At 73.7% G+C, this 11,930-nt stretch carries 10 protein-coding genes; 1 reads left to right on the top strand and 9 read right to left on the bottom strand.

Features of this window, described 5'->3' with window-relative positions:
• Nucleotides 1–2: 2 nt before the first annotated feature.
• From Ae331Ps2_RS21090 to Ae331Ps2_RS21130, 9 genes are all read right to left on the bottom strand, one after another.
• Nucleotides 3–1,424, bottom strand: a complete 1,422-nt coding sequence (locus Ae331Ps2_RS21090; RefSeq protein WP_170917053.1) for an SDR family NAD(P)-dependent oxidoreductase — start codon at nt 1,422–1,424, stop codon at nt 3–5.
• Nucleotides 1,425–1,486: 62 nt separating this feature from the next.
• Nucleotides 1,487–2,146: a heme oxygenase (biliverdin-producing) gene (locus Ae331Ps2_RS21095; protein WP_075306881.1), complete on the bottom strand. Its 660-nt coding sequence runs from the start codon at nt 2,144–2,146 to the stop codon at nt 1,487–1,489.
• 100 nt (nt 2,147–2,246) lie between these two features.
• Nucleotides 2,247–2,846, bottom strand: coding sequence for a TetR/AcrR family transcriptional regulator (locus Ae331Ps2_RS21100; protein WP_075306879.1), 600 nt, complete (start codon nt 2,844–2,846; stop codon nt 2,247–2,249).
• Nucleotides 2,847–2,886: 40 nt separating this feature from the next.
• Entirely contained in the window at nt 2,887–3,372 is a 486-nt protein-coding gene (locus tag Ae331Ps2_RS21105; protein ID WP_060712110.1) for a peroxiredoxin, read from the bottom strand.
• A 204-nt stretch (nt 3,373–3,576) separates the two neighbouring features.
• Nucleotides 3,577–5,478, bottom strand: a complete 1,902-nt coding sequence (locus Ae331Ps2_RS21110) for a primary-amine oxidase (protein ID WP_075306877.1) — start codon at nt 5,476–5,478, stop codon at nt 3,577–3,579.
• Nucleotides 5,479–5,578: 100 nt separating this feature from the next.
• Nucleotides 5,579–5,974: a DoxX family protein gene (locus Ae331Ps2_RS21115; protein ID WP_075306875.1), complete on the bottom strand. Its 396-nt coding sequence runs from the start codon at nt 5,972–5,974 to the stop codon at nt 5,579–5,581.
• Nucleotides 5,971–6,759, bottom strand: a complete 789-nt coding sequence (locus Ae331Ps2_RS21120) for a thioesterase II family protein (protein ID WP_083695834.1) — start codon at nt 6,757–6,759, stop codon at nt 5,971–5,973. The genes Ae331Ps2_RS21115 and Ae331Ps2_RS21120 overlap by 4 nt, the downstream gene beginning before the upstream one ends.
• A 29-nt stretch (nt 6,760–6,788) precedes the next feature.
• Nucleotides 6,789–8,804, bottom strand: coding sequence for an ABC transporter ATP-binding protein (locus tag Ae331Ps2_RS21125; protein ID WP_075306873.1), 2,016 nt, complete (start codon nt 8,802–8,804; stop codon nt 6,789–6,791).
• The gene (locus Ae331Ps2_RS21130; RefSeq protein WP_075306871.1) at nt 8,801–10,564 is read right to left on the bottom strand and encodes an ABC transporter ATP-binding protein; all 1,764 of its coding nucleotides are present in this window, start codon (nt 10,562–10,564) and stop codon (nt 8,801–8,803) included. Before Ae331Ps2_RS21130 ends, Ae331Ps2_RS21125 begins: the two co-directional genes overlap by 4 nt.
• A gap of 201 nt (nt 10,565–10,765) precedes the next feature.
• Here Ae331Ps2_RS21130 and Ae331Ps2_RS21135 point away from each other — a divergent pair, with 201 nt between their 5' ends.
• On the top strand, nt 10,766–11,797 hold the full coding sequence (locus tag Ae331Ps2_RS21135; protein ID WP_020627527.1) for a GDP-mannose 4,6-dehydratase: 1,032 nt from the start codon (nt 10,766–10,768) through the stop codon (nt 11,795–11,797).
• Nucleotides 11,798–11,930 lie beyond the last annotated feature (133 nt).

The raw sequence follows: 11,930 nt of genomic DNA on the forward strand, positions 1-11,930 counted from the left end.
CTCTACCAGGACGACACGCGGTAGTTCTTCAGGAACACTCCGTGCAGGTCCTCGCCGGACTCCCCGGCGACGATCGGGTGGTAGACCCGGGCGGCGCCGTCGGCGAGGTCGAGCGGGGCGTGGAACCCCTCCTCGGCCAGGCGCAGCTTCATCGGGTGCGGCCGCTCGTCGGTGATCCAGCCGGTGTCCACCGCGGTCATCAGGATCCGGTCGGTCGCGAACATCTCCCCGGCACTGGTGCGGGTCAGCATGTTCAGCGCGGCCTTGGCCATGTTGGTGTGCGGGTGCCCGGGGCCCTTGTAGCCGCGGCCGAACACGCCCTCCATCGCCGAGACGTTCACGACGTACTTGTTGCGTGCGCTCGACGCCGCCATCGCCGGGCGCAGTCGCGAGACCAGCACGAACGGCGCCGTCTGGTTGCACAGCTGCACCTCGAGCAGCTCGAGCGGGTCCACGTGCTGGACGTGGTCGACCCAGCTGTTGACCGCCGCGGTGTCGGGGAGCAGCCCGCCCGCGTCGACCGCGGTGCCGTCGGCGATCCGCTCCGGCGACGCCGAACGGGCCGTCGTCGCCAGCGCGGCCAGGTCGCGCCCGCCCGGGACCGCCCCGGCGAGCAGGACCGGGTGCTCGCGCGAGGCGCTGGTGAACGACACGATCTCCGGCAGCTCGCCCGCGGGCAGCTCCTCCTGCTCGGCCGCCTCCAGCGCGGAGTACGAGCCGGGGGAGCGGCGCACCGTCTGTGCGGCGTTGTTCACCAGGATGTCGAGCGGGCCGGCGGCAGCGACCTCGTCGGCGACCGCGACGACCTGGGCCGGGTCGCGCAGGTCCACCCCGATCACCCGCAGCCGGTGCAGCCACTGCCCGGAGTCGGGCAGCGCGGCGAAGCGGCGGGCGGCGTCACGCGGGAAGCGGGTGGTGATCGTGAGGTGCGCGCCGTCGCGCAGCAGCCGCAGCGCGATGTACATCCCGATCTTGGCGCGGCCGCCGGTGAGCAGTGCGCGGCGCCCGGTCAGGTCGGTGCGGGCCTCGCGGTGGGCGCGGTGCGCGGCGGCGCAGTCCTGGCACAGCTGGTGGTAGAAGGCGTCGACGACGGTGTAGCGCGTCTTGCACACGTAGCAGCCGCGGGCGCGGTGCAGCGTCCCCGCGGTCGCGCCGGGGGTGGTCGACACCAGCGGGATCCCGGCGGTCTCGTCGTCGATGCGCCCGGCCGCGCCGGTCGCGGTGGCGGCGGTGACGGCCTCGTCGGAGGACTTCTCGGCCTGGCGCTTCTCCGCGCGACGCCGCAGCCGCACCGACTTCCAGATCCCGGCGGTCGCCCGCCGGACGACCACGGCGTCGGGGTGTTCGGGTGGCAGCTCGTCGACCTGGGCCAGTACCTTCAGCGCGGTCGCGAGCTCGTCCGGGTCGATGCCGGGGCTGGACACCGGGACACTCCTGGGATCGTGGTCGGGGGACGGGCGTCGATCCTAGTTCCCCCGATTCCGGCTCAGGACGCCAGCGGCTGCCCGAGCCCGACCTCCTGCGCCATCTCGGTGAGCACGGCGATGTTCAGCTCGAAGGCGTGCACCGCCTCGGCGAGCAGCCGCTCGCGCTGCGCCGGGGTCCAGGGGGCCTCGTCGAGCAGGGCGCGGTAGCGGGCCCGGAACGTCGAGGGATTGCCGAGGGCCGTGAAGTCGTAGAACAGCCGCCCCGGCCCGTCGATGCCGTAGGTGCGCTGCAGGATCTTCCCGACGACCTGGCCGCCGGCCAGGTCGCCCAGGTAGCGGGTGTAGTGGTGCGCCACGAACAGCGCCGGGTCCGCCGCGGTCTCGCGCAGCCGCGCCACGTAGGCCGCCGTCGAGGGCAGGACTCGCGGGACCCCGCCGCCCAGTGCGTCGAGATCGGCGTGCAGCGCGGGCACCCGGCGGAGCTCATCGATGACGAACGGGGCCGCGACCGGGTCGGCGGCCAGGACGTCCCCGGTCGCCTCCAGCGCGGTGTAGATCGCGATGTACTGCTCGGCGAGCAGCGTGTACGCGTCCAGGGGGAGGGCGCCGTCGAACAGTGCCCCGAAGTAGCTGCACTGGTGCGCCCGCTCGTGCACCGCCCAGGTGGCCTGGCTGAGATCGGCGGACAGCGTGCCCGCGATGGGGGTCGTGGCGGCCATCGGCCCTCCCGTGACGTGACGTCTGGTGCGACGGCACGGCGCCGGATCTGACACCGTGTCAGATCACGATGCTAGGGCGCGAACGCGAGTAAGGCTAGCCTCAGTCGCGCGCAACCGTCGAGACCGCTCGCAGCACGGCCGCGACGGCGGTCTCCACCGTGGCGTCGAGATCGGCCGGGTCGACGTCGACGATCCGCCTGCTCGACAGCGCCCCGGCGACGACGACGGCGAGCACCCGGGGGTCGTCGTCGACCATGCAGCCCGCGGCCGCGCCCTCGCGCAGCACCGCCACCAGGCGGTCCCCGATGGGGTCGGCGTGCGCGGCGATCCGGCGGTAGGCGGCCGGGTCGAGCGCGCCGGCCAGTGCCTGGCCGGGCGGGAGGTGGAACTCGGCGAGGCGGCGCAGCTGGAGCCGGGCGAAGGTGGCGAGGCGTTCACGCGGGCCCGGCGCATCGGCCAGCGCGGCGTCGAGGTCGGCGACGTAGCGCTGCGCCTCGTGCTCGACGAAGGCGACGAGCAGGGCCTGGCGGTCGGGGAAGTGGTTGTAGAGCGCCGAACGCCCCACACCGGCGGCCGAGGCGACCCCGGACAGGGTCACCGTGTCGAAGCCGCGCTCGTAGAGCTGCACACGCAGCGCGTCGAACACGCGCTCACGGACCTGCTCGCGGTGCGTGGCGAGCGAGCCCAGGACCTTCGGCACGCGGGCCAGTGTAGGCCCGCGTGCCGGTCGGCCCGGAACCTCAGAGCTGCGCGAGCACCGACTCGACGCCGGAGACGTCCACCGAGGACGGGACGTCCTCGACACCGATCCAGCGCACGACGCCGTCGGTGACGATCGCGGCGTAGCGCTTCGAGCGGGTGCCGAGCCCGAACGACGAGCCGTCCATGTCCAGGCCGGCGGTCTTCGCGAAGTCGCCGTTGCCGTCGGCGAGCATGAGCACCGCGTCGCCGGCGCCGCGGGACTCGGCCCAGGCCTCCAGGACGAACGCGTCGTTGACCGAGGTGCAGGCCACGGTGTCGACGCCCTTGGCCTTGAGCTCGTCGCGGCGCAGGACGAAGCCGGGCAGGTGGGTGTCGGAGCAGGCCGGGGTGAACGCGCCGGGCACACCGAACAGCACGACGGTGCCGGTGCCGAGCACCGAGGCACTCTGCACGGGCTTCGGCCCCTCGGCGGACGGGGTCATCAGGGTGACGTCGGGGATCTGGTCACCGGCGGCGAGAGCCACGGGGTTCCTCCTGGTGCGACGGGGTGGAGTGGTCGGGACCGACCCTAGTCCGCCACCGCCGCGCCCCGCCCGGCCCGGCGCCGTCGTCACACCCCGCCCGTCGTCGGGCACCCGCGCGCGCCGCACGGGTGCCGGGGCCGCCGCACGGGCCCGAACCCGTGCGGCGGCGGGACGACCTGGGCGGCGCCGGCCGGGAGGGGGCGGTCAGTGGCAGCTCGTCGGCGCCGGCGGGACGTCGAGGGTGGGGTTGCGGTCGAAGAACCCGGCCGGCTTGAGCACGAAGCCGGTGTGGTCGACCGGCATGACCGGCCAGTCCTCCGGGCGCGGGAAGTGGGTCAGCCCGAAGGTGTGCCACAACACGACGTCCTGGCCGTCGAGGTCGCGGTCCGCTGCCACCCAGGACGGCAGCCCGTCCCCACCCGGGTTCTGGTTGACGAAGTCACCGGCCGGGTAGCGCTGCGCCGGGTGGTAGCGGGTCACCCACAGCGCCTTCGAGGCGAACGTCGCCCGCGCGTGGATCGACGACGCCGGGTCCGCCAGCAGCGTGGGCTGCCCGTGCGGGTGCAGGACGTAGCCGACCGGGCGTCCCAGCGTGTTGGTCTTCTCGGTGTTGACGACGTGCCAGACCCGCCCCGACCCCGGGTCGGCGTCCCGCTGGGCGTGGGACTCGCGGGTCAGCCGGGTCGCCGACCGGGCGAACGCGTTGCCGTGGGGGTTGCCCTCGCCCATCGGCACACGGACCGCCTCGACCTCCTCGACGGCGTTCGCCGTGCCGTCGACGGTCATGTCCAGCCGCGCCGAGAACAGGTGCTGGTGGAACGGCGCACCCAGGCCCGGGGCGACCTCGGTGGCGTACTCGCCCGGCGTGCCCGAGGTGAACACGATGCCGGTCGCCTTGCACTCCAGCTCGATGGTGCCGTCGAGGTAGAGGTACCAGTAGAAGCCGTAGTCGTAGTTGCCGATCGGGGTGAAGAAGGAGATCACCAGGCGGCGCTGGCGGCGCACCTCGCGGGCGCCGGTGAAGATGTCGGTGTGCTTCCAGAGGACGCCGTGGTCCTCCTCGTGCAGGCAGATGGCGTTGGTGATCGTGCGCGGGTTGCCGAGGTCGTCGGCGACCACCGCGTCGAGGTAGTGGATGTCGCCGAGGCAGTCGCAGCCCAGCTGCAGGGAGTCGGCGTAGCGGGCGAACATGTACTCGCCGCAGTCGAAGTAGTTCTGCCAGAACCGCACCGGCGCCGGGTCGGCGTAGGGCACGACCATCTCCGCGACCGAGGCGCGGTAGCAGATCGGGCGGTCGTCGAAGGCGATCTGGTGCAGGGTCAGGCCCTCGCGCTCGTTGAACCCGACGCGCAGTTCCCACTTGCCCCAGCGGACGCGACCGTCCTGCACGGTGAACGAGCGGCCCTCGGGCTGGGTGATCTCGATCGGCCGCAGCGAGGTCATGTGCTCGCCCTGCACGGCAGGGTCGTCGAAGTTCCCGCTGGTCGCGGGCACCGGCACGACGCCGGTGTCGATCACCCGGTCGACCGTGCGGGCGGTCAGGTCGACGTAGGCGACGAGCCCGTCGACGGGGTGGGCCCAGGCGTGGTCGGCCTCGTGGTCCTGACGGAACCCGAAGGCGCGGGCGAGCCGGCGGCCCTCCTCCCCGGGGATGCCGTAGACGCCGGCCGAGAGCGGCACCGCGCGCACCGAGGCGGGCTCCAGCCCGCGCTTCTCCAGCGCGGCGAGCCAGTCCGGCGAGGCGTTCAGGACGTCCTCGATGAACTCGAACTCCGAGTCGATGATCGGCGGCTGCCCCTCCCGCTCGGGCTCCAGCTCCCGGCAGGAGACCAGCTCGCGCCGGGTGGCCGAGACGACCGTGTCGTGGGAGCGGCCGGTGCCCAGGTCCAGCAGCACCGCGCGGAAGCTGCGGTCGACGGCGGCGCCGTCGGAGTGGGCGAGGACCTCGGACTTGGGCGGCTCCTCGGGGGCGAAGAACGCGAAGCGGACGTGCTCGGTGAGCAGCCCGGCCGCGACGAGGACCTCGCGGACGGCGGTGACCTCGGCCTCCGTGGTCGGGGCCAGCGGGTGGCTCGCGCTGGTGCGCGGCTCCTGGACGGCGGTCATCGGGTCTCCTCCTGCAGGTCGGTTCCGGGGTCGTCTCCGGTGACGGTTCCGGGCGCGGCGGAGGAGGGCAAGGGCTCGGGGCGGGCCCCGGCGAAGCGGGTCAGGACCGTTCGCCGGCGGGTCCCGTCCGCCCGGCGGTCACCGGACGCAGGAGATCCTTCCGGCGGCCGACGAGCGTCACCGCGCACAGCACCAGCACGACCAGTGCGGGGACCACGGACCCACCCGCGACGAACAGGTGCACCGACACCGCGCCGAGCATCAGCAGGGTGAGCGCGGCGGCGGCGAGTGCCGTCGTCGCCGGGACGAGCAGCCCGACCGCGCCGACGATCTCCGCCACCGCGACCGGGTAGCGGAGCCAGGCCAGGGGACCTAGCGCGTCGAAGACCGCCACGATCGCCGGGTCGCCGGTGAGCTTCCCGAACGCCGAGCCCACGAACACCAGCGCGAGCACCACCTGCAGCACCCACAGCGCGACGGCGGCTGGCCGGCTCACCGGGCCACGCCGTCCAGCTCGCGGGCGAGCTCGGCCTGGACCGCGGCCGCCTGCGCGGCGATGAAGAAGTGCCCGCCGGGGAACACCCGGGAGCGGAAGCCCCCGGTGGCCACCTCCGACCACGCCGCGGCCTCCTCGACGGTGGTGCGCGGGTCGGCGTCCCCGGTGAGCGACACCAGCGGGCAGGACAGCGTCCGGCCGGGGGTCCAGCGGTAGCCCTCGATCGCCGTGTAGTCGCCCCGGATCGCGGGCAGCGACATCCGGAGGACCTCGTCGTCGGCGAGCACCGCGGAGTCGGTGCCGTCGAGCAGCGTGATCTCGGCGAGGACGCCGTCGTCGTCGAGCTCGTGCACGGCCTCGTCACGGCTCGTGGTCGGTCCACGGCGGCCGGAGACCACCACCGCGCCGGGGCCCGCACCGTCGCGTTCGAGCCGCCAGGCGGTCTCGAAGGCCAGCGTCGCCCCCATGCTGTGCCCGAAGAACACCGTGGGCAGCGACGAGAGCCGCGACAGCTCGGCGGCGATCAGGTCCGCGAGCTCGTCGATGTCGGTGACACACGGCTCGTGCCGGCGGTCCTGCCGCCCCGGGTACTGCAGCGCGACCACGTCGTCGTCGGGAAACCGGGCGGAGACCGGGTGGAAGTAGCTGGCCGACCCGCCCGCGTGCGGGAAGCACACGAGCCGCCGGGTCGCGGACCGGGTGGGGTGGTAGCGGCGGATCCAGGGCGTCGTGCCGTCGTCCGGGATCGGGTCGCCGGCCGGTCGGCTCTCGGTGCTCGTGGTCATCTCGTCCCTTCGCGGGTGCGGGTACCGCCTCACGGGGTCCGGATCTGCGCGCCGTCCCCCTGCCCGGAGTCAACCCCGGCAGCAGCGGGCAAAACCCCAGATGCGTCATCGGCGGTCGTCCCGGCGGCGTGCAGCCGGGCGTAGGCCCCGCCCCGGGCGAGGAGCTCGGCGTGCGAGCCGCGCTCGAGGATCCGTCCGGCGTCCATGACGACGATCAGGTCCGCGGCGCGCACGGTGGACAACCGGTGCGCGATGACGAACCCGGTACGGCCGCGCCGCACCGCCGCCATCGCCTCCTGCACCAGCACCTCGGTGCGGGTGTCGATGGAGCTGGTCGCCTCGTCGAGCAGCAGTACCGCCGGGTCGCTCAGGTACGCCCGGGCCAGCGTGATCAGCTGGCGCTCACCGGCGCTGACCCCGGGCCGGTCGACGTCGACGACGGTGTCGTAGCCGTCGGGGAGCCGGCGCACCATCTCGTCGACGCAGGTGGCCCGCGCCGCCGCCACGACCTCCTCGCGGCTCGCGTCCGGACGGCCGTAGGCGATGTTCTCGGCGATCGTGCCGCCGAACAGCCACGGCTCCTGCGGCACGACGCCGATCATGCGCCGCAGCTCGTCACGGGCCATCGTCGCGACGTCGACGCCGTCGAGCAGCACCCGCCCGGCGTGCGGTTCGTGGAAGCGCAGCAGCAGGTTGCCCAGCGTCGTCTTCCCGGCACCGGTCGCACCGACGACCGCCACCGTGCAGCCGGGCTCCACCCGCAGGGACAGGTCCTCGATCAGCGGCGTGTCGGGGCGGTAGCGGAAGCCCACCCGGTCGAACTCGACCAGCCCCCGCACCGTCGCCGGCCGGGCCGGGTCGACCGGGTCGGCGGACTGCTCGGGGGCGTCGAGCAGCGCGAACACCCGCTCGGCCGAGGCCAGTCCGGACTGGATCTGCGCGGAGAACCCGGCCAGGCTCACCACCGGCCTGCTGAAGATCATCACGAGCTGGGTGAACGCCTGGACGCCGCCGATCGTCATCGCACCCGCGGTGACCTGCAGGGCGCCCACGACGACGACCAGGACGTAGGCCAGGTCGGTCACGAAGCGGGTGCTCGGCTCGATCGTGCCGGTCACGGCCTGGGCGCGTCGCTCCGCCTCCCGCAGTGCCCGGTTGTGGCGGTCGAACTCCTCGGCGACGGCCTGCTGGCGGCGCATCGAGCTGACCAGGGCGTGCCCGCCGTAGGCCTGCTCCACGTGCGTGGTGACCGCGCCGGTCGCCTGCCACAGCTCGGCGAACCGGGGCTGCGCGCGGCGCGCCGCCCGTGCGGCCAGCACCGCGGCGACCGGCACCGCGACCACGACCACCGCGGCCAGCGTCGGGGACAGCACCGCCATCACCACGACCACCCCGACGACGTTCGCCACCGTCACGAAGAGCTGGCCGACGGCCAGCTGCAGCGACTGCTGCAGGTTGTCGACGTCGTTGGTGACCCGGCTGAGCAGGTCACCGCGCGGGGTGCGGTCGAGCTCGGCCAGCGGCATCCGGCTGATCTTGCGGGCGAGACGTTCGCGCAGGTCCAACAGGATCCGCTGGACGACCCGCGCGACGACCCGGCCCTGCCAGCGGGCCAGCAGCGCCGAGCCCACGAACAGCACCGCGGCGACGGTCAGGACCGCGGCGAGGGCGGCCATGTCGACGCCCGCTCCGGGGGTGAAGTCGACGGTCCCGGCGACCTGGGCGAGAGTCTCGTCCCCCGACGCCCGCAGCCCTGCGACGACCTGCTCCTTGGTGGTGTCCGGACCCACCGAGCGACCGATCAGCCCGGCCGCGACGAGGTCGGTCGCCCGCCCCAGGAGCACGGGCCCCAGCAGGTTCGTCGCCGTCGCCACCAGCCCGAGCCCGACGATCAGTGCGGCCGCGGCGCGGTGCGCGGCGAGCAGTCCCGCGACCCGCCTCGCCGTCGCGCGCGGCCCCCCGGACCGTGCCGTGCCGTCCGCGGTGCCGTTTGCGGTGTCCTCCGCTGTGTCCTGCGCGGTGATCTCCGTCGTGCCGTCGCTCATCGCAGGCCCCCGACGACCGGCTCGGCCACGGCCTGCTGGGACCGCACGATCTCGGCGAAGACGGGGTCCTCGCGCAGCAACGTGTCGTGGTCTCCGCAGGCCACCATCCGGCCCCCGTCGAGGACGACGATGCGGTCCGCCGTGGCCGCGGTGGCGACCCGCTGGGTGACCAGCAGCACCGTCGCGCCGCCGGTCCGTGCCGCCAGCCCGGCACGCACCTCGCGTTCGGTGGTGGTGTCGAGGGCGGAGAAGCAGTCGTCGAGCAGGTAGACGCGTGGCCTGCGCAGCAGCGTGCGGGCCAGCGCGAGCCGTTGTCGCTGTCCACCGGAGAGGTTGCGGCCGTCCGGCGAGACCGCGGACTCCAGCCCGTCCGGGAGGCCGCGCACCAGCTCGTCCGCGCGGACGGCGGCCAGCGCGTCCCACAGCTGCTCGTCGGTGGCGGCGGGGGCGCCGAACCGCAGGTTCGTGGCGACGGTGCCCGCGAACAGCTGCGCGGTCTGCGGCACCAGGCCGACCCGGCGGGCCAGCTCGTCGGGATCCATCTCCCGGACGTCGACGTCGTCCACCCGGACGCTGCCCGACGTCGGATCGAGCAGCCGTACGACCAGCGACAACAGCGTGCTCTTCCCGCTGCCGGTCCCGCCGAGCACCGCGACCGTCTCGCCGGGGGCGACGGTCAGGTCGACACCGTCGAGCATCGGACGTTCGGCACCCGGGGCGACGTGCCCGACCCCGCGCAGCTCGACCCGGCCGCCGTCGGCCGGCCCGACCGTCGGGAACGACGGGACGCGGGGCTGCTCGGGGACGGGGGCGTCGAGCACCTCGGTCAGCCGGGCGACCGAGGTGCGGGCCCGGGCCGCGCCGGTGATGACGACGATCGTCATGACCATCGACAGCACGATCAGCGCCAGGTAGCCCAGGACCGCCGTCAGCACACCCAGCGGCATGAGCCCGGCGTCGACCCGGCCCGCCCCCAGCCACACCAGGCCGACCGCGAACACGTTCATCATCAGGGTGACCAGCGCCGGGAAGGTCGCCATCTGGTAGCCCAGCCGCAGCCCCGGGTCGTGGAGCTCGCGGTTCGCCCCGGCGAACCGCGCGTGCTCGCGGCGGTCCTGCGCGAACGCCCGGACCACCCGCACCCCGGCGATCTGCTCACGCAGGATCCGGTTGACCCGGTCGGTCGCGGTCTGCAGCCGGTCGTAGAGCGGGAACATCTGCACCAGCAGCCGCCCGATGGTCACCGCCACCACCACGAAGAGTCCGACCAGCACCAGCCCGATCCACGGGTCCAGGGCCGTCGCCAGCGCCAGCCCGCCCAGGGACATCACCACGGCCGTCACCGCGACGTCGAACAGGGCCAGACACAGCTGCTGCACCTGCCGGACGTCGTTCACCGAGCGGGTGATCAGCGACGGGACACCGAACCGGCCGACCTGCTGGACCGACAGTGACAGCACCCGCGAGACCACGGCGGTGCGCAGGTCGTAGCCGAGCTGCGCGGCGACCCGGGCGGCGAGCCACTGGGCCGCGACCGACGCCACGACCTGCAGCACCGCCACCCCGGCCATCACGGCCGCGATGCGGCCGACGAACCCGACGTCGCCACGCACGATGCCGATGTCGATGACCGCGGCGGCCAGGGTGGGCAGCGTCAGCACGGCGGCGGTCTGCACCAGCTGCAGCAGCACGATCCCGGCGACGGTGAGCCGGTACGGCCGCAGGCCGGTGCGCAGGAACAGGACGAGATCTCGGACCACGGGTGTCCCTCTCCGGCACGGCGGGCCCGGCGAGCGAGTCGCGGGGAACGGACGCGTGCACCCGACCACGGCGGCGGCCCGGAAATCCCCAGAGCACGGTGCGGCGCACCGGTCATGTCTCGACGAATCACTAGTCGGCGCGAACCTACCGTCGCCGCCGGAGTGGGGGACACCCACCACACGTCGGAGGGAGACGACCCCATGCCGAGGCGCGCGTTGATCACCGGGATCACCGGGCAGGACGGTTCCTACCTCGCCGAGTACCTGTTGTCGCTGGGCTACGACGTGTGGGGTCTGGTCCGCGGGCAGTCGAACCCGCGCCAGTCCCGCATCAGCCGTCTCGCCGCCGACCTGTCCTTCGAGTACGGCGACCTGCTGGACCAGGCCAGCCTGGTGTCGGTGGTCGACCGGGTGCAGCCCGACGAGGTCTACAACCTCGGCGCGATCTCGTTCGTGCCGATGTCCTGGCAGCAGGCGGAGCTGGTCACCGAGGTGAACGGCATGGGCGTGCTGCGGATGCTCGAGGCCATCCGGATGGTGGGCGGCCTGTCCGGCTCGCGGGGCTCGGACGGCGGCGGGATCCGGTTCTACCAGGCCTCGTCGTCGGAGATGTTCGGCAAGGCCGCCGAGACCCCGCAGTCGGAGTCGACGGTGTTCCACCCGCGCAGCCCGTACGGCGTCGCGAAGGTGTACGGCCACTGCATCACCCGCAACTACCGCGAGTCCTTCGGCATGTACGCGGTGTCCGGGATGCTGTTCAACCACGAGTCCCCGCGCCGCGGCACGGAGTTCGTGACGCGCAAGATCTCGCTCGCGACGGCCAGGATCGCCTCGGGCCGGCAGGAGAAGCTGCACCTGGGCAACCTCGACGCGGTCCGCGACTGGGGCTTCGCCGGGGACTACGTGCAGGCCATGCACGCGATGCTGCAGCAGGACGAGCCGGGCGACTGGGTGATCGGCACCGGGGTCATGCACTCGGTCCGGGACGCGGTGCGCATCGCCTTCGAGCACGTCGGGCTGGACTGGCGCGACCACGTCGTGGTCGACCCCGCGCTGGTGCGTCCGGCCGAGGTCGAGGTGCTGTGCGCGGACACCACCCGCGCGACGGCGGCGCTCGGCTGGACGCCCGTGACGTCGTTCCCCGAGCTGATGCGGATGATGGTCGACTCCGACCTGGCGCAGCTCCGGCGCGAGGACAGCTACGGCGACCTGGTACCCGCCATGTCCTGGTGATCCGCGCAGGCCCGCGGCCGCCGCCCCCGCCCCCCCCGAACGCGGCCGGCGAGCGCCCCGCAGTCCACAGACGACCACGGCACCGCCGCACAGGCGTGAGTCCGCCGTACCTCGAGATGGGTGTGCCCCCGCG

Source organism: Pseudonocardia sp. Ae331_Ps2 (assembly GCF_001932405.1).
Classification (GTDB): Bacteria; Actinomycetota; Actinomycetes; order Mycobacteriales; family Pseudonocardiaceae; genus Pseudonocardia.

Coding starts and splice junctions, on each gene's coding strand:
- Ae331Ps2_RS21135 (WP_020627527.1), top strand. CDS start 10,766: ATGCCGAGGCGCGCGTTGATCACCGGGATCACCGGGCAGGACGGTTCC.
- Ae331Ps2_RS21125 (WP_075306873.1), bottom strand. CDS start 8,804: ATGAGCGACGGCACGACGGAGATCACCGCGCAGGACACAGCGGAGGAC.
- Ae331Ps2_RS21120 (WP_083695834.1), bottom strand. CDS start 6,759: ATGACCACGAGCACCGAGAGCCGACCGGCCGGCGACCCGATCCCGGAC.
- Ae331Ps2_RS21095 (WP_075306881.1), bottom strand. CDS start 2,146: ATGGCCGCCACGACCCCCATCGCGGGCACGCTGTCCGCCGATCTCAGC.
- Ae331Ps2_RS21110 (WP_075306877.1), bottom strand. CDS start 5,478: ATGACCGCCGTCCAGGAGCCGCGCACCAGCGCGAGCCACCCGCTGGCC.